Below are 22496 nucleotides of genomic sequence, written 5' to 3'. Positions count from 1 at the left end.
CACATCGGCTCACAAACTTAGCAGCCGATAGCCGATCGTTCACCCCCTCCGCCAGACGGGGTCTCCTTGCCGCTTACCCGCATCCGGGTCGATGGCGACGTTGATGGAGACGCGCTACGTCGTACGCACACGACGAGGGCCGCCCGATTGACGCATGCGCGCGGGTCTCGAGAGCGCTATGATGGCGTTGGGTGAAGATCAGGCGGCCCGCTGATCGGAGGGCTCTGCAGCCTGGCGCAGAAGCTTCCATTCCCAGGGCAGCAGTTCGTGCAGACGCGAAGTGGGAAGATCGGCGATACGGGTGAGGACGTCGGCAAGCCAGGCCTTTGGATCGACGTCATTGAGACGACACGTCGTGATCATCGTCAGCATGATGGCGGCACGGTTGGCCCCACGCTGGCTGCCGGCGAAGGTCCAGTTGCGCCGTCCCAAGGCGATGCCTCTCAATGCGCGTTCAGCGCAATTGTTGGTCAAGCAGATCCTGCCGTCGTCGAGGAAGCGGGCGAAGCCCTCCCAGCGCCTGAGCATGTAGTTGATCGGCTTCAGGACCTCGGACGAGCGCGAGAGGGTTTCGCGCTCGCGCAGCAGCCAGGCGTGCATGTCGTCGAGAAGCGGCTTGCTCTGTTCCTGGCGGACGGCGCGCCGGTCGTCAGCGTCACAGCCGTTGATGGCGCGCTCGATCTCGAACAACGCGTCCAGCCGCTTGACCGCCTCCAGTGCGATCGGGGAGACCGGTTTACCCTTCTTGCCCTCCCGAGCATTTTTCTCGATGTCAGCCAGCTCGAAGAAGCCTCGCCGGGCATGGGCAAAGCAATACGCCGGCGTAATTGGTAGTGTCTTCTTCTGCGGATCGAACAGCGGCTCGAAGCCGTTGTAGCAATCGGCTTGCAGGATGCCGGCGAAGGCGGCCAGATGCTTCTGGGGATGCTCGCCTCGTCGGTCACCCGAGGCGTAATAGACCGCCGCAGGCGGCGCAGGCCCGGCAAAGGGCCGATCATCCCGTACATACGTCCAGATCCGTCCGGTCGTGCACTTGCCCTTCGCCAGGATCCGGATGGTAGTGTCATCGCCATGAAGGCGCTCGGCAGCGAGCACATGGCGTTCGATCAGGTGGAAGAGCGGCATGACCGCGAAGGTCCCGTGGCCGACCTGGTCCGCCAGCGTCGACAACGACAGGTCGATCCTCTCGCTCTTGAAGCGCGCGCTTTGGCGGTTGAGCGGGATATGCATGCCGAACTGTGCGTCCAGCGAAGGCTGGCATGTTCAGCAGGAGTTAGTCCTGCCGGGGAAAAAGTTAGCTCCCCGTAGTGTGGATAGCAGAAAGGAGAGAAACCGAATTTCTGAAGCCTATCGACAAAGACTCCCTTGGGGAGCTCACGAGTCACCGGGCCGTATCAAAAGAGAACGCGCTGTGGCCTCGAAAATGCTCAGAACCGAAAGCCGAGCCCGCAGTTTAGGGGCGAAGGCAGCATGATCCGACGAATGCTAACTGATGCGACGGATCATTTCGGCGGGGTGAAAGCGACAGCACGGTGACAAGGACATGCAAAGCAACTGGAGAAGCCTTCCTCATCCCGGAGAGAAATCGCCGGAAGAAGGTAGGCCGTATAACCGGCGCCCCCGGGAAATCGGCCGAAGATGAGAAGGTGGCGGCCGGGTCCGCAGTAGCGCTGAAGCGGGGTAACACCCGTGGAGCGAAGGGACCCTGCCATTTGTGATGTCTCCAACGTAAGGAAGGCAAGGACGAGATGACAAAGGCGTCCATCGATTTGCAGGACCTGAGGCGGAGGCTATACGTCAAGGCGAAGGCTGAACCGTCTTGGCGTTTCTGGGGTCTATACGTCCACGTGTGTAAGATGGAGACGCTGCGCGCAGCGTATGAGATGGCGAAAGAAAACGACGGCGCTCCGGGAATAGACGGAGTGACGTTCGAAGCCATCGAAGCGCGAGGCGTGGAGTCGCTACTCGAACAATTACGGGACGAACTGATCGGGCGCAGCTATCAGCCACTCCCATCAAGGAAGCGGGAAATACCGAAGGACGGGGGCTCCAAGGTCCGCGTTCTGTCGATTCCGGCTATTCGCGACAGAGTGGTGCAAGGCGCGCTCAAGCTCGTACTCGAACCTGTATTCGAGGCGGATTTCCAACCGGGATCGTTTGGATATCGGCCCAAGCGTACGGCACATGAAGCGATCAAGCGAGTTGCCCAGGCGGTAGCCGAGCGGAAGACGCGGATTCTCGACGTTGATTTGCGCGCCTATTTCGACAACATCCGGCACGATCGGATGCTAGAGAAGGTGGCTCTGCGAATCGACGACAAGGAAATTCTGCATCTGCTGCGGCTGATGCTGAAAGCATCTGGCAAGAAGGGCGTTCCACAGGGCGGGGTAATTTCACCCTTGCTCAGTAATCTCTACCTCAACGAGGTGGATAAGATGCTGGAGCGAGCGCGTGAGGTAACTCGTCGCGGCAAGTACACCAACGTCGAATATGCACGATTCGCTGACGATCTGGTGGTCTTGATCGACGCCCACAAGCGACATGACTGGCTGCTCGGTGCCATAGACAAGCGATTACGGGAAGAGTTCACCAAACTGCAGGTTGAAGTGAATGATGAGAAGAGCCGCATAGTCGATCTGGAACGAGGCGAGAGCTTCGGCTTTCTGGGATTCGACTTCCGCTACCTCCGCAGTCTGCGCGGAGTGATGCGGCCGTATTACACGCCCAAGCTCAAAAAGCGGACGGCGCTTCTGCGGGGGCTCAAGGAAGTGTTTCGCCGCCACCGGTCGCAACCGATTGGCCGGGTGATAAGCCTGATCAATCCGAAGCTCCGAGGGTGGGTAAACTACTTCGCGATGGGCGATTCCGGTAAATGTTTCGCCTACATCAGAAACTGGGTAGAGAAGAAGGTCAGACGCCATCTGGCGAAGGCTCGGAAACGAAAAGGCTTCGGCTGGAAGCAGTGGAGTAGGTCGTGGCTGTACGATACCTTGAAGCTGTTTAATGGCTACCGGGCGAGTACTGGCAAGGCGAAAGCCGCTCCAGCACGATAGGTCAAATAAGCCTTGGTGCGAAGCAAATGGGAGCGCGTAGTGCGGGAAATCCGCATGCTGCGTGCGATGTGGCGGGGGCTGGAAACGTGCGCGATCGAAAATTTGGTCGAGCGGCGCGCCAGTCCTCGACCCTACTGTCGAACAGGATGGTCGCCAGCAATTGTGGACCGATGAAGCCGCGCGGCGTGGCATGGAACGGCGCAGGCGCCTGACTGATCGTCTCGCAATCGCGGCAGGTGAACTTCTCGCGTACCGTCTCTATGACCTTGAAGCGGCGCGGGATCTCCTCCAGCGTCTTGGTCACATCCTCGCCGACCTTCGCCAGCCGTGATCCACCGCAGCAGGCGCAGGTCGTTGGAGCTTCAACGACGACGCGCTCGTGTTCGATATCGTCTGGCCAAGGCTTGCGCACCGGCCGCTTACGCGTGAAGGGACGGACGTTCTGCGTCTTCGCCGCCGCCGCCTGAGCGGCAAGCTCATCCTCGCTCGCCGTGGTTACGAGTTCCTCGAGCTCCAACTCCAACTGCTCGAGCAGCCGTGCCGAGCGCTCGGATCGCTGCCCGTGCAGTTCGCGCTTGAGCTTCTCGATCCGCAGCTCAAGATGTGCGATCAGCGCTTCGTTGTCCGACAGCTCCGCCCGCGCACTGGCGGCATCCGCGACGGCGACATCGCGCTCAGCCTGCAACATCTCTCGCTCGGCCAGCAGCGCAAGGTAGGCGCTCGCGAGGTCAGAAGGAAGATCGTCCGGCTTCGATGTCATGAAGCCATTGAATCAGATCGAGCAGCAGATTCAAATCGTAAAAGCGGCTATCCGACCCGCGTCGGCCGATGGGTTTCTTGAGGGTTACGCCAATCGATTCCGGACAACAGGTAGCTCATCTGAGCCGGCGAGATCGTCACAGCTTCACCCGCAACCGATGGCCAGACGAACTTTCCTCTCTCGAGTCTCTTGGTGAACAGGCATGCTCCCTGGCCATCGTGCCAGATCAGATCACCTTCACAAGATCGCTTCGGCGACCGCGGAAGACGAACAGATGACCGCTGAGCGGGTCCTTGCGCAGCACCTCCTGCACCTGGAGTGCCAACGTAAGCGTGGCGTTGAGGCCCTTGAGAATTTTTGTACTCAGTCCTGAGAGGACCGCTAGAAGAGTCATCTTCTGCAAGGGTGCTCACAATGGACGACCATTCGGACGACATAAGACGACCGTTGTCACCGCGTATCGAAGTGTACGCAGGCGCAGGTCGAAAGCGCTGGCCGGACGATTTGAAGGCACAGATTGCCGCGGAAAGCCTTGAGCCGGGGGCGATTGTCACAGATGTCGCGCGTCGCCATGGGTGCCGGCCCCAACAGGTGCACGACTGGCGGCGCCGGGCGCGTTTGGGCCAGTTGGTGCTGCCGGCTTCGGCGGACACGCTGTCGTTCGTGCCGGTGGTATCGGAATCGGCGCTACCGGCGGCCGCAGAGCCCACCGGGTCGCCGGAAGCAGCCGTTGTGACGGTTGAACTCCAGGGGGCACGCGTGGAGGTGCGAGGGACGCCTGGCCTTGCTGTGTTGAGTGATGTGTTCTTGGCGCTTCGACGGACACGTTCATGCTGACGCCGCCCGCGAGCCTCATGATTTACGTGGCGACGCAACCTGTGGACTTCAGAAAAGGTGCGGAGGGCTTGGCGCTGTTGGCGAAGGAGACGCTGGGCCATGACCCGATGAAGGGCGTGGCGGTGGTGTTCCGTGCGAAGCGCGCCGATCGGGTGAAGATTGTCGTCTGGGATGGCAGCGGCCTTGTGGTGTATTGGAAGCGGCTCGATGGCAGCGGCTTCAAATGGCCTCCTATCGTGGCCGGCGTGATGCGGATGAATGCCGCCCAGCTGTCCGCGCTTCTGGCCGGCATGGATTGGACGCGCATGCACGCGCCTCGAATCCCGCAGCCGAAAGCACTTGCGTAGGACATAAAATCTTCGCTGCATCGGGGCGCGAAGCATGGCAGACTTGGGCCAATGAGTGATTTGCCTGATGAGCTGCCGAGCGATCCAGCCGAGCTGCGTGTCTTTGCCGCGGCTCTGCTGGATCGCTGCGCCAGGCTCGAGCGGTTGCTCAAGCTTGCGAAGGATGCGCAGTTCGGTCGATCGTCGGAAAAGCTGGACGCTGATCAGCTACAGCTTGTTCTGGAGGACATCGAAGAGGCCGTCGCGGCTCTCGAAGCAGCTGGGGATCGCGCCAATCCCAGAGCCCGCGAGAAGAGAACTGCCAAGCGCAGAGCCAACCGTGGTCAGCTTCCGGAGCATTTGCCACGCATTGTCGAAACGCTGATGCCGGCTGCAACCTGCTGCCCGTGCTGCAAAGGCGATCTCGTTGAGATTGGTCACGATGAGAGCCAGAGGCTCGACGTCGTTCCGGTGCAATACAGGGTGATCGTCACCCGCCGGCCCAAGCTTGCCTGCCGCGCCTGTCATGGCGTCGTCCTCCAGCACGCTGCGCCCGAGCGATTGATCAAGGGGGGACTGCCCACCGAGCGTCTCGTCGCGCATGTAATTGACGCCAAGTATCATTGGCATTTGCCGCTCTATCGTCAGGCGCAGATGCTGGCGACCCACGGTATCGCCATCGACCGTTCCACGCTCGCCTTTTGGGTCGGCTACGCCGCCCAGGAATTGAAGCCCTTGTGGCATCGTCTGCGCCAGCTTCTGCTGGCCTCCTCGAAGCTCTGTGTCGATGAGACCCCGGCGCCGGTGCTGGATCCGGGGCGCGGCCGGACAAAAACCGGCTACTTCTGGGCGCTGTCACGCGATGACAGGCCTTGGGCCGGACCTGATCCGCCTGGGGTGGTCTATGCCTATGCACCGGGCCGCGGCGCCGTTCATGGCTTGCGGCTGCTTGAGGGCTATCGCGGCATCATCCACTGCGACGGCTATCAGGCTTACAAGACCATGACCCGAGAGACGCGTGCGGACGCCCTGTCCGGGACGCTCGCCTTCTGCTGGTCGCATCTGCGGCGCCAGTTTGTGAAGATCGAGCGGGAGGCTGCGCCGGCGCCAGCTCCGGTTGCCCGCGAGGCCCTCGAGCGCATCGCCCAGCTTTACGCGGTCGAGAAGGCACTCCGCGGCCGATCTGCGGACGAGCGCCGCGCGGGGCGACAAGCGCATGCCCGGCCTCTGGCTACAGCCTTGAAGCAGTGGTTTGAGGCCAAGCTTGCTCACCTTGCGCAGAAGAGCGACACGGCGAAGGCCTGCGTTACGCGCTGCGTCATTGGGACGGCCTAACGTTCTACCTTGATGACGGGCGCATCGAGATGGACACCAATGCGGTCGAGCGAGCGATGCGGCCGATCAAGCTCAATGCCAAGAACTCCCTTTTTGCCGGTTGCGACGAAGGTGCCGAGAATTGGGCATTGCTGGCTTCGCTCATTGAGACCTGTAAGCTCAATGGCGTCAGTGCCGAGCACTGGCTCGCTGACGTTCTCGCCAAGCTCGTCAATGGTTGGCCTGCGGCGCGACTGGACGAACTGCTTCCCTGGGCGTCGACCTATACGATGCATACACACGATCCGAGGCTGGCGGCATGAGCCTGAACACGACCGCGGTCCGGATCAAGGTGACCCTCAAGGATGTGAAGCCGGAGGTGATGCGTCGCCTTGTCGTACCCGTCACCCTGCGCCTTGATCGGTTGCATCTGACGCTTCAGGAGGCATTCGGCTGGACGAACAGTCACCTCTTCGAGTCTTCGCTGGTGAGGTCCGTTGGGGGATTCCTGATCCCCACAACGATTACGGCCACCAGCCCATGGACGCCCGCAAAGCGCGGCTTTGCGATATCGTTCGAAAGACCGGCGCCAAGACGATCCACTATCTCTATGACTTCGGCGACAGTTGGGACCATGTGATCAAGCTCGAAAAATGGTTCGAGAACACCACGACGGAGGGGCTTCCCTTCCTGCTCGAGGCCGCCGGTCGTTGTCCTCCGGAAGACGTCGGTGGTGCGCCAGGCTATGCCGAATACCTCGCCGCCATCAGCGACCCCGGCCATCCCGAGCACGAACACATGCGCCTCTGGGGCCCGGAGCGGTTCGATCCCAACGTCGTCGACCGGAAGGCGCTCGAAGCCGCCGTCAACGCGTTGTCCGACACATGGATACCGCGGCGACGCGCCACGCGAACAAAATAGGCGTCAAGCGCCATTCAAAAGGGCCGCAGAGCTACGCTTACAAACCAACTACGCAACTATCAGGATTTTCGATGAGCGTGCAACCTATCTGGCGCTCGAAAACATCTCGATCCCGCTCCTCGCGCCCTCTAGCGGGCAGGACGTCTCAGCACTACGATGTCTTGGAAATCATGGATCGCGCCGCTCCGAATCTCGACGACCTCAAAGTAATTCGACCAGACTGCCTCGATATGCTTGCGGCCCACGAACGCCGTGCCGTATTCGCGCGCGCCGCTCATCAGATGGTCGTTCAGCTTGACGAAATGAAAGCCGTTCCTCTTCAACTTCGACGCAGTGTAATCAAGTGCTGTGGAGTTTAGGCACAGCATGTCTGCCAGCCGCTGCTCCGCTCGAGTTCGCTCCAGAGCTCGTTCCCCGTGGACAGTAAGAAAGAGATTGGCGCCCGGCTTTGTCATGCGCTTCAGCTCGGAAAGATAGAAGCGCGCGTCATTCTCGTTGAAATTCGTAAAAACTGAGATTGATATGATGCACTCGAATTGTCCCGGCCGCAGCGGGAACGGATTGCAAGGCAACAGTAAGACTGGCTCGACCCAGCGCAAATTGCTACTGGTCCATTTGAGGGCCTCGACGTCGATATCGGCGCCGGCGTAGCGTCCCTTGAAATCTGGCAGCATCCGGGCGAGCCGGCCGCAACCCACGCCGAAATCTAGGATTGAATCATATGTCGTTAGCGGCCGGGGGCTTGCAGCCTCTAGCGCTCGGAGGATTTCCTCGCCATGGGCTTCGAAATCTTCGCGGGAGGTCAATCCGCAGGTTCGCTCCATCAAACGTGTGGGCGGGAATAGTACGTCCTTTGGTTCAAAGTTCTGCATTTCAAAAAGGTCCGAGTATTCTTGCAAATCTTCAATAGATACCATCGCACGTAACCATTTCGCGAGCTCGTTTTCAACGGTTAGTGATACCCGGGGCAAGATCTCGCGCTGGGAAGGATAACCAAATTTGCTGCGTCATCATTGTCGACGCCGATAAGAGACGCCCAGCTTTCCCACCGCCGCGCGTTGCTCACCACTTCCGCGATCTGCGGCAAGGTGCAGAGCGTCAGCCAATCTGCCGCGATGCTGCCATTGTCGAAGCTATGGCGCAGCTCTTGTGGAAGGGTAGCCAAGAAGCGCATGGGATGGCCGGCGACACCGGGCACGACCTTCTTGGCAAGGCGGATGCCGAGGCTGACGCGAGTACACTCTGCACGGTCAGTACCGCCTGACCGTATTTGGAGAACATCATTAGGTCGGCCTCCCAAGCCCGGGTACGCTGTGGACAGCCGCTCCGATCGGCCGATTTTGCCGAAGCTTGCGGGGCTGCCGCCCCTCTTTCGCAAGCTGTTCGGCGGCCACCTACCGGATGACGGGATGATCTGCGAGTCTGCGGTTGGGTTTGGTTAGGCTTAGAATGGAAACAGTGCATAGTGCTATCATGGAGCCGGTCCGACGGCTTGAGGTCTTCACCGGAGCCGGCCGTCGGCGGAAGTAGAGCGACGAGGACAAGGTGCGGATTGTTGCGAGATCGTGGCGAGCGGCGACTCGGTCCGTTCGGTAGCTCGATCGCATGGATTGTCGCCGCAGCTGTTGTTTGGTTGGCGACGTCAGTTGCGAGATGCTGCGGTCGATAATTCCAAAGGGCAAGAAGTAAAGTTTGTGCCGGCGGTGGTAGATGTGCCGGCGCCCGCTGCTGGCCGGGAGCGCAAAACGGTGTGCTGCAAGGCCAAGGCGGATACCCGGGCTCGCCGTTGCGATGACGGGATCATCGAGATCGAAGGCGACGGAATTACGATCCGGGCCGGTCGTGGTGCGGACCCGACGATGATTGGGTCGATTGTCCAGGCACTGAAGGCGAGCCGGTGGTCGGGTGCGATCCGGGTGATGGTGGCGATCAAACCGGTAGACTTCCGCAACGGGATGGAGGGACGGAGGGACTTGCGTCCTTGGTGCTCGAGGGCATGCGGGCAGACCCGTTCAAGTCGGAGGCCAAGCGGTCTTAGGAAGACAACTATAACACTCAACTCCTTGGCTCACAGAACGACATGGCTACGATCCGACTTTGTGTCTCTGTGTCTGTTCGCCAAGAGGCTTGAGGATGGGACTTCCGCTGGCCGAAGGTCGAGGACGGCGCGATGCGTCTGTCGGCGCGCAATTGTCGGCGCTGCTGGAAGGACTTGACTGGCGGCTTATGCATGAGGCTCGAGAGACGCCGGCGCCAACGCGAGCGGGATAGTTGTTAGCGAGAATCGTTGATGGCGAGTGATCCAGACCTGCCTCAATTAGCCGGACCGAGCTGCCATTGGCCGATAGGCAGGCAATCTCGCACCTGGTCGTTGCTGGCCCCCCACGCAAAAGCCGGACTTCGCCGGAGCGGTACATGAAGCGACGAGCGGCGGATGCAGACGAGTTAGGCCGCAGTCGGAATTGGAATGTGGACGAACCAGATTCCCCCCTCGAGCTGGCCGGCCAGGTGAAAGCCGGGGTAAGTTTGCCCGGCTAGGTCGTTAACGCGGCTTGGCCGGCGTACAAAAGCGGAGGACCGCATAGGCGGATCCCATCGTGCACTTTGTCATTGAGATGTCGGATGCTACCGCAATTACCAACGCCAGAAGGGCAAGCAATCCAATCCCAGCGATCCAATTCATAGTTTGTGGTCTCGACAAGAACTCAGTAGTTGCGTGAACGAGCCGATAAGGTCCGAATGCAAGGCTTTGCCAAGCGTCGCGCTCGCTGCGCGACTATAGGTCGAGCCTGCAAAAACTGGCAATTTGTAACTTGGCGAGATTGGCAGGTTTGTGACCTCGCGCCAAAAAGTTATGGGTGTTCCAATGACTCAGTACACTTCCTCCACTCGGTTTCCGCTTCTCAAACATCGACAGGAGCCTGAAGGCCCAGCGGATTACTTTTGGTTCAATAACTACGTCGGCCTGATCGCTTTCAATGGTCGGACATTCAAATGAGGTTAGCGGGCGAACTGTTGGCGCAACGGCCTTACTGTGCAGGAGCGTTTGCGTGGAGCTATGCGGGAAGCTGGGTGATGACGGACTGAGATAGGCGGCGTATCGAGGCGGGTGTCGAGCCTGCCAGGACCTCTCAAGGAGAGCGATACGCCATGAACGAGACTAGCAACATTGTCCCGCTTCGTCAGCCGGACGAGATCGACGATCCACTGACCAATGTGCTGCGCGCTGGTGCGCGGCAGCTTTTAGCGCAGGCCGTCGAGGTCGAAGTCGAGACATTCCTTGCCACGGTGAAGGATTTGAAGCTTGCCGACGGACGCGCCCGTGTCGTGCGGCATGGTTATGGCCCGGCGCGAACGATCCAGACCGGCATCGGGCCGGTCGAGGTGGCGCGGGCGAAGATCCGGGATCGCGGGGCGGCCGGCGATGGCGAGCGGATCCGGTTCAGCTCGGCGATCCTGCCGTTGTGGGCACGGCGGACCAGAAGTCTGGATGCGCTGTTGCCGGTGCTGTACCTGCGCGGCATCTCGACCGGCGATTTCCAGGAGGCGCTGACGGCCTTGCTGGGCAAGGACGCGCCGAACCTGTCGCCCGCGGTGATTTCCCGGCTGACGGCCGAGTGGCAAGGCGAGTACGAGCGCTGGCAGAGGCGCGATCTGTCGGCGCGCCGCTACGCGTATGTGTGGGCCGATGGCGTCTTCCTGCAGGCCCGCATGGAAGACCACGGCGAGTGCATGCTGGTGCTGATCGGCGCGACGCCGGAAGGCAAGAAGGAACTGATCGGCTTCCAGGTCGGCGTGCGAGAGAGCGCGCAGAGCTGGCGTGAGCTGCTGATCGAGTCAAACAGCGCGGATTGCAGATCGTGCCCGAAATTGCCGTTGGCGACGGCGCGCTCGGCTTCTGGAAGGCGCTCGACGAGGTCTTTCCCGGCACACGGCACCAGCGATGCTGGGTGCACAAGACCGTGAATGTCCTGAACAAGGTCCCGCTCTCGGTGCAGGGTGCAGGCCACCATGAAGAAGGATCTGCGCGAGGTTTATTGGGCGCCGAACCGGGCGTCTGCCGAAGCGGCGATCGACGTCTTTGCCGAGAAATACCGCGCCAAATACGGTCGGGCGGTCGAATGTCTGGTCAAGGATCGCGACGCGCTGCTGGCCTTCTACGACTTTCCTGCCGAGCATTGGGATCACCTGCGCACCAGCAATCCGATCGAGAGCGTGTTCGCCACCGTGCGGCACCGGACGGTGCGCACCAAGGGTTCGTTGTTGCCGACCACCGCCAAGTTGATGGTGTTCAAGCTGGTGATCGCCGCATCAAAGACCTGGCGGCGGCTCAAGGGCACAAGTCAGTTGCCGAAGGTCATCGCAGGTGTCAGATTCAATGACGGCATCGAGGTCATCCAAGTGCCGGCAAACCACGCCGCCTGATCATCTCATCACCCAAAATCCCGCTTAGCTCGTTTGCGTGCGCAGGGAGCGTGGCCGCTCCCTGATCGCCGAGCTACAGGCGTGGTTACGCTCTTCAGGAACAACGACACGACCAAAGCGATCAATTATTGCCTCAGCCGCTCGGATGCATTTAGCCGCTTCCTTGATAACGGACGGCTTTGTATGTCGAACAATGCTGCCGAGCGTGAGCTACGGGCGGTCGGGTGAAAAAATTGGACCTTCGCTAGGTCCGACGAGGGCGGCCGGCGTGCGGTCGCCATCCACAGCCTCATCGCCACCGCCAAACTCAATGACATCGACCCGCAGGCTTGGCTTGCCGACGTGTTGGCGCGCCTACCGGATCACTCTGCCAAGCGCATTGACGAACTGCTGCCTTGGAATTGACAGCCCCAAAGCGTCGCTTACGCCGCTTAAGCTCGATCAGCCTTCCACCAACAGCCGGGGCCTTCGCCAGATGCGTACGTTGCATTGAGCTGCCTCGGTGCGACAACACGATGAGCTACATCGGGACAGGAAGCCCGGCGCAATAATGAGTAGCCCACCCGAGGCGCAGATCGAAATAATCGACCAGGTCGCGGTGCGCGGCTAGAACCGCGGGCTGGCACGTGCAGGGTGCCTCGACCTCCGGCCATCTTGCTTGGCTTTTCCATTTGGATGCGTTGCATGGGCGTATCCGGCTATCGTTGGTCTCGGCGCTAGGAGCGCACATTTCGCAACGAAGGTCGATACTACCTGAGAGGTACTCATCCAAAGCAATTTCAAATGCGCTCGCATTGACGGAAAGGTGCATGATCGGAATTGCGTGCAATTGGAGTGCGAAATGACGACAGTTGTGGTTTCGGGAAGCGTCGTACTTAGCTCGTCAACGAGCGACAACTACGTGGTCGACGACGGGAACAGCCTCGAAGTCGGATCAGGAGTCACTGTCAGTGGAATTATCGAGGTCTTTTCGTCGCCTCCTAGCCAGTTCACCCTGACGATTGACGCCGGAGCAGTTGTGAACACCTGCCTCATTGACGGCAGCGGACAAGCTCTCGTCCTCGGAACCGTGTACGAATCTACTCTTCATAGTTTCCTGGCTGTCTATGGGAATGCATTTAATACGACAGTAAGCGCCCATGGCATCGAATATGTAGCTGGCGGAAACTCGACTGACGCTCAGATCGACAGCGGCGGCATATCAGAAATCTGGTATGGTGGCACGTCATACGGTGCGTTGGTTAATTATGGTGGTTCGCTCAACGTTCACGATGGCACCGCAACTGGTGCAAGCCTCGCGTCGGGGGCAACAATGGTTGTCAATGACGGCCAGTTGGGGGCAGGGTTAGCAAAATTTACTCAGGTTGCGGCGGGAGCTACTGAATCGGCTTCCACGACTGGCCAAATCCAATTCAGCAATGTCCACGGCGTCGAATCGATCCTCAGCGGTGGAGTCGGTTACGGCGACAGCATCTTGAGCGACGGCGTCCTGAACGTCGACTCGGGAGGTGTAGTCAGCAATGAAAGCATCTATGGACACGCACAAATAAGTGGATCGGCTTCGTTCGATACGATTCTAGCTGGCGGTGTTGAGTTCATAGCGTCGGGTGGTTTCGTTGCAAATGAGGTTGTTTACGGTACCCTTGATTTGCTGAATGGTGGCAATGCCACAGGTTCTATAACACTCGAGCTTGGCGGAAAGCTGGTAATTGAGAGCAGCACAGTCAATCCAAGTACGTTCGGCGCCGAGATCGCAGGCTTTGGCCCCGGCGATACAATCGATCTAGCGGCGATTTCGTATTCAGCTGGAATGCACGTGGTACGGGGCGCCACGCAGAATGGTCAGACGACCTACTATGTCGAGAATTCTACTAATTCCGCTGTCGCAACGCTGCAAATGACGCCCAATCTAGTGAGCGACAATTTCGTGTTCAAGGACGATGGGACGGGCCATCTAGATCTCATTGGCGCGGTGGCGCCAGATCCGGTGCATCAGACGCATGCGAATGATCTTACCTATGCGAGCACGGCCTCCGGCACCAATCATTTCATCGACCTTCAGAACTTCGAAGCAAGTTATCCGGACCTGATCCAAGCATTCGGTACGAATACCCAAACGATGCAGAATTGGTACAACACGACGACTGAGCACCGCGCGGAGACGTTCGACGGCCTGGACTACATCGCAAGCTACGGGGACCTGATCAGCGCGTTCCAAGCCGGCTCAATGCAGCAGATAGAGCACGCCGGTGCCTTGCACTACATCAGCTTCGGTTTGAACGAGGGGCGGACAACGACGTTCAACGGGCTGGACTACATTGCAAGCTACAGCGATCTCATCCAAGCGTATGGTTGGAACAGTGACGCCGGCGCCTTCCACTTTATCGAGCGTGGCTATCAGGAAGGCCGGACAACGACGTTCGATGGTTTGAATTACATCGCAAGCTACAGCGATCTCATCAGAGGCTTTGGCGCGAATGAACAGGCCGGCGCAGCTCATTTCATCGGTTACGGCCATGCGGAAGGGCGAACGACAACCTTCGATGGATTGGCTTATCTTGCCCAGTACACGGATCTGATGAACGATTTCGGCGCGAATAACGATGCGGGGGCCTATCACTACATCGTTTATGGATCGAACGAAGGACGAAGTGGAGCTGGCTTTAACGTCGCCGCATACGAACAGGCCCATCCGGACCTGATCGGGAAATTCGCCACCAGCGATGCGTTCCTGACCGCCTACATCAATACGTATCACGATACCGGCTCATTCCTGGTCTAGCTAGAAATCCTCCAGCTTGGCAAAGCTCGGCCGCCGCGCCGAGCTTTGCCGTTCTAGCAGCTCTTCCTAGATCGGGACCGAGCTGCAACCTCCGCATCGAGACGCGGCGAACGCTCCTGTGACCCTGTGACGTGACCACGCGCGCCTTTGTTTTTCCGCTTCTGACGGTAACGGCGGACGATACAAGTTGATCAAAGACCTGATCGCAAAGGCTTACGCGCCCACTTAGGACAGGCCTGGTCGATCGTCGATCCGGCGAGTGTGAAATACTTAGATTGTAAACTAAAAGATTTCAGTGTGCCGCGGGCGCGCAATGTACATATTGTGCGTTGATTTGATGATACCTGAAGAAATCAAGCGTTGCTCCTCATCAAAGAGTCGCCGAAGGGTGTCGTGCCCTTCGTTTGAGTCAGCCATTTCTCGGGAGAGGCAAGAACTTCCGAAGATCGGAGCGAGCAGGGTGCCGCCACGTTGGAAGGTCTTCAGCACGTCGAAGTGAGCAAACAGAGCGTCTTCGATCTTGCTTGGAGCAACTGCTTCTGAGGGATCCATCTCCGCGAGCGCTTTTGCGTCGCAGCGTTCTACGTGATCTTTCAGGCGCCATTTTATGGGTATCTGAGCCAAGAGCTCGTCTGCCAATCTCATTTGGGTATCAGACCACTGGAAGCGATCGGGCCCTACGTAATCGTTAAGCCACAAGAGGCCGCTTGACTTAAGGCTTTTCGCGATACTCGCAAAGCAGAAATCGAGTGCTTCGATGTGGTGCATGGTTCCGGTGGTGAAGACCGCGTCATAATTAGCGATCGGCAAGGCTTCCTTGTTCAGGTCGATCTTCTGGAATGTGCAGATGTCGAGCCCGGTGCAGAGCTGTTTGGAAGCATCCAGTGATGCTTGGGAGAAATCGTAGGCGGTCAACGACTTCATAGGATACGACGTAGCGAGGTACTGAGCGAGGACGCCATCGCCGCAACCAAGCTCTGCCACGGTATCGAACGGACCATATTTTTGCACAAACCAGCCCGGCGGATGCAGGTTTTGCGAACCAGTGACCAACGAATTTAGCTTCTGTTGAATTGGCTCGGGGCTTTCCCAGTGAACGAATGGCTCGCGATGCTTGCCGACGTTGATGTCCCAAAAAGCTTCCGCTGCAGTCTGCAACGGTTCTACCTGTAGGTCTTCGCCCATAATGCACCCGCACTGTTTGGGAGCTGTCAAATCCTGAGTACGCGTGGAGATCAATTAGACGAACTAATCGATGCGACAAAAGCGCACTCGCGGACGGGTAAAATAATGCGGGGGCGAAACCCCGACAAGTTGGAAGTGTGATCCAAAACCAGCACTGTCTCAACGACAATTACCGCCAGAGTTATCGACCGCGGGCTGGAATCGCTCGGTGTGCAAGGCGTTTTCAACAATGCGGGCATCGCGCTCGCGATCGTCGCCGTCGTGCTTCTTGCGCTCTGGCCAAGAAATTCCGCTGGCGTGCGGCACTCGAATCACATCGCCGGGTCGGCGCTCGCGAGTCGCGGCTGCGCGGGGACAAGGAATACGGGCAAATCGGCGATGTTGAGACCGCTGACGTGTTAAGCGCGCGTAGCAGCGCGGTGCGCGCCAGCTTTGATCATCTTCAGGATTTGAAATGCGGTAACAAGTATACCGCCGGCCCGCCGAATGGCACTGGTTTCGGTTTGACGCCTTACGGCGAAGAGCTGCTGATCGCGCTGAATCCTTAGACGCACTAATGTTCGGCACGAATTTCGCTGCGCTTCCGTCATTCGTAGCTACGGAAGATCGCCCGGGGGCGTCCGGTTTTGATCTTAATTCAATGCACCCACGGCCGCGGCGGTTAGGGTGATATGCTCAGCGCTTGGATTGATTTCCCCCGCGTCGGTTCGAGATGAGAACTAGACCAAAGTCAGCTAAATTCGGTGGGCCGCCGATATTTGCTTGCCGAGGTTCATAATGCTCTCCAGCTCGTTGCCGGTCAACCGCCATGAGAGGCACAAGCTCTCCGGTCGACGAATGGGTTTGCGCAATCGTTTCGACACCTTCTGCATTGACGTATGTCAACATCCAGAGTTTTCCATTCTCTGCGGCGGTGGCTCAATTGGCGATGTGACGGCGGCCAGGGTCAACGTCAACGCACTCAGTTTGGCAGCAATCGGGCTCATCATTCTACCTAAACCAGCTGGTTAACTGCGGACGGTTTTTGAAAACGGCGCGCACCATAGGGGAGAGATTCAAGCTGAAGCTGGGATTTGGGGAATCTTCCACGCGCAATCCGTGCGGTGCAGCATCGCATTGAATGGTAGTCAACTTGCCTCCCGCGAGGACGTCAAAGCGCCAGCCTCACGCCCGGAAGGATGCTGGGTTAGTACCAAGGCGCGCGGTGAAAAATCAGGGAACCAACGGTCGGATGGGTAGTTTATCAGGTCGTGCACAACCGGGGAAATCCATCATGACCGACGCCCATCAAACGTCTGCGGATGCACAGGCGCGATCGACGCTGCCGCTGCTAGTCGCAATACTCGCTCTTGTCATCGCTGGCGCTGCGCTTTGGGCGAGCTACGGAAGTGCAGCAAAGCCTGTCCCACAGGCGGCAGTCCCACAGGACTCCGCTATTGGCCAGATCAAGGAGACTTTAGCGTCCGTCCAGCAGGCTGTGCAGGGGATTCAGTCGGATCAGCAGAAGCTAGCTGCCCAATTGTCAGATCAGCAGAAGCTCGCCGCTCAGTTGAATGACATCCAACAAAAAGCGTCGGCACAGCAGGGTGAGCAGAAGCTAATTTCTGACCAACTCGGTGCGCTCAGCGCGCGAGTCAACTCGTTGGAATCTGCGAGAGCTGAGAGCCCCGCTGCGGCGCCTCAGGCCGCTCCAGACGCGCCAAGGGCCAAGCGCACTAAGCGGTAGTTGCTTTGAGGCAATCGGCACGCGCTGATTGCGTGTGAATGGGGCTGCTGTTAGAAGGAAAGCAGCCGCATGTAATCCGCGTTCATGAGGCTGGTCGTGGGCGCCCCGGCTTGTACACGGGCTGGGGCGCTGCGCGTCTGTTAGTTCTCGCGCCATAGTTTCGCAATCTCTCGACGGAGCTTAGTCTCTACACAGCGAGCGCAGATCAACTCGCGGTCTGCTGCTGGCTGAAAAAAACGGCTAGCTCTTCTGGCGGGAACTCGTCTTCGCAGTGATCGCAACGGATTCTGTCGGGCATTCTGCGATACTCACAAAAATAGACGGCCCGACCTTGGGGTAGTCTATGGGGTGGCCGGGCCGTCTAGAGAAGCCGAAGTGTGAGTTTCCGGCCGCCACCATGTGCGATTCCGATTCTGGCATTACGAGGGCGTGGTCTCGGGGCCACAAAGGCCGCCGCGCTGGTTTACTGCGCAAGCATGGCTATGCCGATGATAATGAGTGGACTAAGTCCGATCAGCACAATGCAAACGCTCGAGAGAACGCTACTGTCTGAACCTCCTCCGAATGGTGGCTTCTTAGTTGGAAGGTGCGTTCCCAAACCTGATTTTGTTTGAACAAGGCCATCTGAAGTTTTCAGAGATCTACGACGTCGGCTTCGATTGTCTTCGGGGAGCACGGGGCGGTGCCGCGGGAGTGGCCACTGGCTTCAACGTGGCGATGACGGGGTTCGGTCTGTGATCCATTGCAGCGCCGGTCGCGGCATCAACCCCCGTCCCGATCACACCGCCGAGCAAGAGGTTTCCGGCAAAGCCCGCGCGACCGTTTGCGGATATGTCTTTTGTCAGTGGCACGATCTGCGGTTCATATCCTTCCTTCGCAAAGGATACGGTGATGTCTGCATTGCCGTGGTTTTACGGGATGCCATTTGTGAATTAGTTCACAAATCCGCAGCGCGACAACTGCTACATCGGCGTCGCTGGGGAATTACAGGGCCCAGTAGATAGCCGACGTCGGGACACGATATTTTGAGCCCGACGGCGTAGTTTCTATCGGATATTGCGCGGTTGTATCTCCATGTTGGCGCCGCCGTATGGCCGTGGAGCGGGGTGTAATTTAGCGAAGCCTAGTTGGTTTGCTCATCTCCGCAATCCCGCTAGCGGTAATGCGATAGCTGACCTTTCCGTCGGCTTCTCGGGCTTCAATCCATTTGTGGCGAAGCAAGGTCAGCTTCAACTTTGCCTGATCTGGCAGATCGACAGCGGCGACCCATTCACCGTTCCGGAGGTATTCCAGAAATTGTCGATGACGATGTTGAACGAGATGGCCAAGCCCAGCCCAATGAGCAAAAGCCGTTCGCGGATTGAGAGTGGACGAATCCAGCAGTTCAGACATCATGGGCCTCGAGGTCCAGTTCGTCGTGATCCAAATGGGTCACCGACGCGGGGCCGCGCCATGAAATACGGCGACAGACTACCCCCGACGCGATAGAGTGAGTTGTTGAACACAACCGAATGGCGTCAATCGGTTCGTATATTTGGGAGAGCGTTCATGAGATTATTTTTTCTCGGTATCGCAATGGTCGGAATCGTAGTCGGGACACAGGCAAAGGCAGGCGCGAGCCGAGACTATGAAGTTGATTATTACGCGGAGCGACACCTTCTGACTCAGGTCGGAACGTTCTTCAAGCCATGCGGAACCGGAGCCGCCACAATGACCGGGCAACGAACGCGCTACTTCAAGAAGTCGCAATCGTCATGTCTCGTCATTGGAGGACCTCCGCCGGCGACGATAAGCTGTGAGTTCACCCAAGCGGGTTGCACAGACGCTCTCGCACATGCGTTCCCGCTCATCCCTCACGCACCCGGCTTCAGCCTGAGCATGGGTGGTGCACCCGCGTTATTCCAAGCTAGCGCCGCTGACCAAGAGCTTTATAAGAGAAATCAACTCGATTCCGGCGTGAAGTAAAATTGCATTTCAGCTTTACGACAGATTTCATCTGTAAAACGTCGGAAGGGAGCCGACCTACTTCTTAATCGAGCGCTCTTGCGTGAAGCGCGCGGCTCGAGCGCGTGCACGTTCCAGCATGGCTTCTTTCTTCCAGGATTTCGATTTCTGATTCCAGTCGCTCGAAGATTGGCAAGTATACTTCTGCGTATTTGCCAGCGCGGTGCATGATCAAAGATAACCTGTCAAGGCACCATTCAAGCCTTGGAACGGTGATGACGTCGTCGTCGGGCGACCTTGGCGTGCTGCGGCTTGCGTGTCGCTTGGCCATAGCTCTAGTCGCCTTTACTCGGGCTCTGTGCGCCGATCCTTCCGTGACCTGGAGTCGAGAAGATCCGGCAAAGGTGGCGCCTGGCGACGTGGCTCAGGGATCGGCGCGCCTTCCAGATCGTCTTCGGCTTCATCCAGTTGCCTACGACTGAGCAGGTGCCCAATTAGGCCAACGACCACCAGCAACGCGCCTCCCGCAATCAGCCAGTGCGGCAGCTGCAACGATTCTATCGTGGCCTTGACGAAATCCACTTAGCTTTCAGCCCCAAGTTCGACGACCTGCGAACCTTACCATCCAGTGTAGCGGCGATCTGGATTGTGGAGCGATTCAGATAAGCGATGCCAAACACGGCCAAATCCTCCCGCTTCCCTGTGGAGGCTAGCGTCTCCAAGTAGGTTCTCGTTTTCGCGAGCGACTCCATGTCCACATCCCGGCCATACCGGGCAACAACTTCAGCCAAAATCTCACGCAAAAGACCGCCGCCACATCGCAACCTGTGCAGTGCAGCATTCGGTTAAATGGTAGTCAACCTGGCATGCAGGGAGGACGGTTAACGCTTGAGGGCAAGGGGGCTTGCATCCACGTTCAACCAGCTATCGCCCGGCTGGCAGGCTAACCCGCCGCTCTGCGCGGAGGTCGATCTGGAGGAGGGCATTGGTCCGGTCCGGAAGAAGCGGCAGCCTCAAAGAAGACAGGAAACAAGGTCGTGCATAGCGGCATCCTCGCCGCAGTAAAATTATACCGGCGACCCTTGGCGCGATTCCAGTCCAGCCGGAGTCGCCGAGCCCGCTCCAGCGTAAGCAGGAGCGGGCCAAACGTCTGCAGCGTCGCTGGTACGGCTTGTTCCGTTCATCTATTAACCTCGCAGCACGGGGGAGAGCCAATAGACATAATTGGCCCGCAATGATTGGGGAAATGGCCAACCATGTTTGTTGGCCATTTTCATCAGCGGCGAGTTCCGTTGACCGCGGGAGCATTGTTGCTGAGCCTGTCGTTTTGCGGCTGTGCGACCTCGAAAGGTTCATCGTTGATGAACGCCCGAGCCGGAATGCCCGCGCGCGCCAAACCGGGCACCTACCTCCCGGTCGAAGATTTGCCGTGGCCGCGCAAAAATCCCGCCATGACAGCGGAGGAGCGATCGAGGCTGCAAGGTGAGCTGATGGCCGCACGCGACCGCCAGTCAGCTGCTGCTAAAGCCCAGGGTGGGCCAATCGCTGATCCCATCAAGCCCTAACCAGGCCGGCGATCCCGCGACTATAGGATCGATTGACGTCCGTTCGGTTGAGGGAGCCTGATGCGGGGCAATGAAGAAGGCTCGTAAGGTAATCACGTGCGCCAGCGGAATTGCACTGGTGGGTACACTCGTGGCTTCCTGCACCAGTTCGCAACACGCCGCTGTGCCGTCTGCCGGCGAGCCGTGGGCTCGAAGTCTCACCGAACCGCCGCCACAGCGAGCGTCGACCGACGATGAAGTCGCTCGCGCGAAGGCGGACCTGACTGCTGCGCGGGAGAGAGCGCAGCGTTAGGCCGCAGGAAACAAGCGAGCTACGGCACCGCGCTTACCGTCACTATCGCGCGGACGGCCATCCACGAGGCCGGTCATTTTGCAGTGGCGATGGGCAGGCACCCGAATCTGCTCTTTTCTCGCTTGGATAGTTCGGCCGAAGCGCAGCCGGGATCGACGCTGCGTTCAGCCATTCCGCAATGTAAGCCCCGAGAGCGATGCCTGGCTTTTCGACGAGCCGCAGCGTGATCGAGGACAATACAACAGTGCATATCAAGCTGAAGCCGAACGCAAACACATGCAACCAGCTCAGAGGGGCGTCTGCTGGAGGTATCCAAGGCGACACCCACAGCGTCACGGGTATCCAATGCCATAAGTAGAAGCTGAAGCCCGCAACTCCAATTAAACGAAGTGATCTAATGCTGAGGGCTCGGCTCAAAAAGTTCGTCGGTTGTGTCCAAAGAAGCAATAATAGCACCCCGAAGCTGAGCGACAAGTGCGACGTCGATCCTCCCAGGGGGTACATGTAAACACTTTCGCCGACAAAGACGGCAACTCCGATTGCAATTGCATTCGATAGCCTTCGGCCGAAAAGATGCGTCTCCGCGAGAGCTTTCGCACGGGGGGCAGCAAAGGCAGATGCCATGCCAATAAGAAAAGGAGACAGGTAAAAAGGCTGAAAGCTACCGTTTGCGGGGAGTGAAACTAAATCGGTCGTTAGAAACTTGTCCACCAGTGCTGCGCCAATAATGAGAACTGCAATCACAATCGCTGAATGCAATCTCGGCGCTCGAAGCAAGAGGGCAATGACAGGTAACAGAACGTAAAAAAGTAGTTCTTGCGTTACGGACCAGAGGTGTCCGTCTCCCTTAAAATGAATCAGATTGCGATAAACTACAGCTTTGCCACCTCCAGAAAGCAGGGCAAGGGAGCAAACAAAAACGATCAACATAGGGTAGATTCTAAAAGCGCGACGAATGAAATACGAAGCGGCGCCTCGCCACGAGTACGCAGTCGAATTTGAGTCAACAAAAGGTCGGGTAAGCAAGAACGCACTCAGAGTGAAGAACAACATCACCGCGATCGAGCCCGCATAGGCTGGAAGCAGATGAGTATGGTCAGCCAACACCGTTATCGCGGCGACAGCTCGCAATCCGTCAAGTGGGGCTAGCCAGTGCAAGTCGGATGAATTTTTACCATTCACTGGCTGCGGAACTCCGCCTCGAGGCCAGGAATCGCAATTTCGATAATATCATGCGAAGGACCGGGTTTTCCTGAAGGATGGCCGCCTGAATCTGCTCTAGCTATTGCGTCGTTCGTGAAGAACTGGCGCCGGCGCCCGGCTTAAGCGGTGTTTCGAGCCGGGACGGTCTCGAAGAAGGCTCGGA

At 58.5% G+C, this 22496-nt stretch carries 19 protein-coding genes and 6 pseudogenes; 14 read left to right on the top strand and 11 right to left on the bottom strand.

All coding sequences use genetic code 11. The annotated features are described in order from the left end of the window. Positions 1-198 precede the first annotated feature (198 nt). A pseudogene (tnpC, locus tag Q2M23_RS40565) lies at positions 199-1239 on the bottom strand (IS66 family transposase); the annotation flags it as partial. A 617-nt stretch (positions 1240-1856) separates the two neighbouring features. Between tnpC (Q2M23_RS40565) and ltrA the strand changes: the two are divergent. Next, complete coding sequence (ltrA, locus tag Q2M23_RS40560; protein WP_253638548.1) at positions 1857-3053, top strand: group II intron reverse transcriptase/maturase; 1197 nt, start codon at positions 1857-1859, stop codon at positions 3051-3053. 136 nt (positions 3054-3189) lie between these two features. Here ltrA and Q2M23_RS40555 read toward each other — a convergent pair. The 3 genes and pseudogenes from Q2M23_RS40555 to tnpB (Q2M23_RS40545) form a co-directional block, all read right to left on the bottom strand. Beyond that, a pseudogene (locus Q2M23_RS40555) lies at positions 3190-3813 on the bottom strand (IS66 family transposase zinc-finger binding domain-containing protein); the annotation flags it as partial. 47 nt (positions 3814-3860) lie between these two features. Continuing rightward, positions 3861-4013, bottom strand: a complete 153-nt coding sequence (tnpB, locus tag Q2M23_RS40550) for a transposase (protein ID WP_249794145.1) — start codon at positions 4011-4013, stop codon at positions 3861-3863. 26 nt (positions 4014-4039) lie between these two features. Continuing rightward, positions 4040-4207, bottom strand: coding sequence for an IS66 family insertion sequence element accessory protein TnpB (gene tnpB / locus Q2M23_RS40545; protein WP_316399057.1), 168 nt, complete (start codon positions 4205-4207; stop codon positions 4040-4042). A gap of 20 nt (positions 4208-4227) precedes the next feature. Here tnpB (Q2M23_RS40545) and tnpA point away from each other — a divergent pair, with 20 nt between their 5' ends. The 5 genes and pseudogenes from tnpA to Q2M23_RS40520 all read left to right on the top strand — a co-directional run bounded on the left by tnpA (position 4228) and on the right by Q2M23_RS40520 (position 7211). Beyond that, on the top strand, positions 4228-4650 hold the full coding sequence (gene tnpA / locus Q2M23_RS40540) for an IS66-like element accessory protein TnpA (protein ID WP_247280258.1): 423 nt from the start codon (positions 4228-4230) through the stop codon (positions 4648-4650). Next, a complete protein-coding gene (gene tnpB, locus Q2M23_RS40535; protein WP_316399056.1) occupies positions 4644-4997 on the top strand; it encodes an IS66 family insertion sequence element accessory protein TnpB in 354 nt (117 codons plus the stop codon). Before tnpA ends, tnpB (Q2M23_RS40535) begins: the two co-directional genes overlap by 7 nt. Before the next feature lie 51 nt (positions 4998-5048). Further along, a pseudogene (tnpC, locus tag Q2M23_RS40530) lies at positions 5049-6613 on the top strand (IS66 family transposase). After that, on the top strand, positions 6610-6930 hold the full coding sequence (locus Q2M23_RS40525; RefSeq protein ID WP_316399055.1) for an IS1096 element passenger TnpR family protein: 321 nt from the start codon (positions 6610-6612) through the stop codon (positions 6928-6930). The pseudogene tnpC (Q2M23_RS40530) and the gene Q2M23_RS40525 overlap by 4 nt, the downstream one beginning before the upstream one ends. After that, positions 6831-7211, top strand: a complete 381-nt coding sequence (locus Q2M23_RS40520) for a plasmid pRiA4b ORF-3 family protein (protein WP_316399054.1) — start codon at positions 6831-6833, stop codon at positions 7209-7211. The genes Q2M23_RS40525 and Q2M23_RS40520 overlap by 100 nt, the downstream gene beginning before the upstream one ends. A 128-nt stretch (positions 7212-7339) precedes the next feature. Here Q2M23_RS40520 and Q2M23_RS40515 read toward each other — a convergent pair whose 3' ends face one another. Both Q2M23_RS40515 and Q2M23_RS40510 read right to left on the bottom strand, forming a co-directional pair. Beyond that, positions 7340-8128, bottom strand: a complete 789-nt coding sequence (locus tag Q2M23_RS40515; RefSeq protein ID WP_316399053.1) for a class I SAM-dependent methyltransferase — start codon at positions 8126-8128, stop codon at positions 7340-7342. 35 nt (positions 8129-8163) lie between these two features. Further along, positions 8164-8409: a hypothetical protein gene (locus Q2M23_RS40510; RefSeq protein WP_316399052.1), complete on the bottom strand. Its 246-nt coding sequence runs from the start codon at positions 8407-8409 to the stop codon at positions 8164-8166. Positions 8410-8776: 367 nt separating this feature from the next. On the opposite strand from Q2M23_RS40510, the gene Q2M23_RS40505 reads away from it, so the two are divergent. From Q2M23_RS40505 to Q2M23_RS40490, 4 genes and pseudogenes are all read left to right on the top strand, one after another. Beyond that, positions 8777-9427 (top strand): transposase, encoded by a 651-nt coding sequence (locus Q2M23_RS40505; protein WP_316399051.1) that lies wholly within the window; start codon positions 8777-8779, stop codon positions 9425-9427. Between the two features lie 934 nt (positions 9428-10361). After that, positions 10362-11636, top strand: a pseudogene (locus tag Q2M23_RS40500) (IS256 family transposase). Positions 11637-11673: 37 nt separating this feature from the next. After that, positions 11674-12041: pseudogene (locus tag Q2M23_RS40495) on the top strand (transposase domain-containing protein); the annotation flags it as partial. A gap of 436 nt (positions 12042-12477) precedes the next feature. Continuing rightward, a complete protein-coding gene (locus tag Q2M23_RS40490; protein WP_316399050.1) occupies positions 12478-14418 on the top strand; it encodes a hypothetical protein in 1941 nt (646 codons plus the stop codon). A gap of 282 nt (positions 14419-14700) precedes the next feature. Here the strand turns inward: Q2M23_RS40490 and Q2M23_RS40485 are convergent, their stop codons facing one another. Continuing rightward, positions 14701-15603, bottom strand: a complete 903-nt coding sequence (locus Q2M23_RS40485; protein WP_316399049.1) for a class I SAM-dependent methyltransferase — start codon at positions 15601-15603, stop codon at positions 14701-14703. 137 nt (positions 15604-15740) lie between these two features. On the opposite strand from Q2M23_RS40485, the gene Q2M23_RS40480 reads away from it, so the two are divergent. From Q2M23_RS40480 to Q2M23_RS40470, 3 genes are all read left to right on the top strand, one after another. Continuing rightward, the gene (locus Q2M23_RS40480; RefSeq protein ID WP_316399048.1) at positions 15741-16151 is read left to right on the top strand and encodes a hypothetical protein; all 411 of its coding nucleotides are present in this window, start codon (positions 15741-15743) and stop codon (positions 16149-16151) included. 229 nt (positions 16152-16380) lie between these two features. Then, a complete protein-coding gene (locus Q2M23_RS40475; RefSeq protein WP_316399047.1) occupies positions 16381-16614 on the top strand; it encodes a hypothetical protein in 234 nt (77 codons plus the stop codon). 262 nt (positions 16615-16876) lie between these two features. Next, a complete protein-coding gene (locus tag Q2M23_RS40470) occupies positions 16877-17329 on the top strand; it encodes a hypothetical protein (RefSeq protein ID WP_316399046.1) in 453 nt (150 codons plus the stop codon). A 641-nt stretch (positions 17330-17970) separates the two neighbouring features. Here Q2M23_RS40470 and Q2M23_RS40465 read toward each other — a convergent pair. From Q2M23_RS40465 to Q2M23_RS40455, 3 genes and pseudogenes are all read right to left on the bottom strand, one after another. Continuing rightward, a pseudogene (locus Q2M23_RS40465) lies at positions 17971-18231 on the bottom strand (translation initiation factor 2); the annotation flags it as partial. A gap of 211 nt (positions 18232-18442) precedes the next feature. Beyond that, positions 18443-18721, bottom strand: coding sequence for a hypothetical protein (locus Q2M23_RS40460; protein WP_316399045.1), 279 nt, complete (start codon positions 18719-18721; stop codon positions 18443-18445). A gap of 897 nt (positions 18722-19618) precedes the next feature. After that, positions 19619-19855, bottom strand: a complete 237-nt coding sequence (locus Q2M23_RS40455) for a hypothetical protein (protein WP_316399044.1) — start codon at positions 19853-19855, stop codon at positions 19619-19621. Positions 19856-20529: 674 nt separating this feature from the next. On the opposite strand from Q2M23_RS40455, the gene Q2M23_RS40450 reads away from it, so the two are divergent. Further along, positions 20530-20838, top strand: coding sequence for a hypothetical protein (locus tag Q2M23_RS40450; protein ID WP_316399043.1), 309 nt, complete (start codon positions 20530-20532; stop codon positions 20836-20838). A gap of 334 nt (positions 20839-21172) precedes the next feature. On the opposite strand, the gene Q2M23_RS40445 is transcribed toward Q2M23_RS40450, so the two are convergent. Further along, a complete protein-coding gene (locus Q2M23_RS40445) occupies positions 21173-22312 on the bottom strand; it encodes an acyltransferase (RefSeq protein WP_316399042.1) in 1140 nt (379 codons plus the stop codon). Positions 22313-22496 lie beyond the last annotated feature (184 nt).

The sequence above is a fragment of the Bradyrhizobium sp. 33ap4 genome, assembly GCF_032654765.1.
GTDB classification, from domain to species: domain Bacteria; phylum Pseudomonadota; class Alphaproteobacteria; order Rhizobiales; family Xanthobacteraceae; genus Bradyrhizobium; species Bradyrhizobium australafricanum.
This window is presented reverse-complemented; position numbering and strand designations above follow the sequence as displayed.

What these genes read in the sequence shown, in the direction of transcription:
- tnpB (WP_316399057.1), bottom strand. Translation starts at nt 4,207, where the DNA reads ATGACTCTTCTAGCGGTCCTCTCAGGACTGAGTACAAAAATTCTCAAG.
- Q2M23_RS40450 (WP_316399043.1), top strand. Translation starts at nt 20,530, where the DNA reads ATGTTTGTTGGCCATTTTCATCAGCGGCGAGTTCCGTTGACCGCGGGA.
- tnpA (WP_247280258.1), top strand. Translation starts at nt 4,228, where the DNA reads ATGGACGACCATTCGGACGACATAAGACGACCGTTGTCACCGCGTATC.
- ltrA (WP_253638548.1), top strand. Translation starts at nt 1,857, where the DNA reads ATGGAGACGCTGCGCGCAGCGTATGAGATGGCGAAAGAAAACGACGGC.
- Q2M23_RS40490 (WP_316399050.1), top strand. Translation starts at nt 12,478, where the DNA reads ATGACGACAGTTGTGGTTTCGGGAAGCGTCGTACTTAGCTCGTCAACG.
- Q2M23_RS40515 (WP_316399053.1), bottom strand. Translation starts at nt 8,128, where the DNA reads ATGGTATCTATTGAAGATTTGCAAGAATACTCGGACCTTTTTGAAATG.
- Q2M23_RS40485 (WP_316399049.1), bottom strand. Translation starts at nt 15,603, where the DNA reads ATGGGCGAAGACCTACAGGTAGAACCGTTGCAGACTGCAGCGGAAGCT.
- Q2M23_RS40475 (WP_316399047.1), top strand. Translation starts at nt 16,381, where the DNA reads ATGCTCTCCAGCTCGTTGCCGGTCAACCGCCATGAGAGGCACAAGCTC.
- tnpB (WP_316399056.1), top strand. Translation starts at nt 4,644, where the DNA reads ATGCTGACGCCGCCCGCGAGCCTCATGATTTACGTGGCGACGCAACCT.
- Q2M23_RS40520 (WP_316399054.1), top strand. Translation starts at nt 6,831, where the DNA reads ATGGACGCCCGCAAAGCGCGGCTTTGCGATATCGTTCGAAAGACCGGC.
- Q2M23_RS40470 (WP_316399046.1), top strand. Translation starts at nt 16,877, where the DNA reads ATGACCGACGCCCATCAAACGTCTGCGGATGCACAGGCGCGATCGACG.
- Q2M23_RS40460 (WP_316399045.1), bottom strand. Translation starts at nt 18,721, where the DNA reads ATGTCTGAACTGCTGGATTCGTCCACTCTCAATCCGCGAACGGCTTTT.
- Q2M23_RS40525 (WP_316399055.1), top strand. Translation starts at nt 6,610, where the DNA reads ATGAGCCTGAACACGACCGCGGTCCGGATCAAGGTGACCCTCAAGGAT.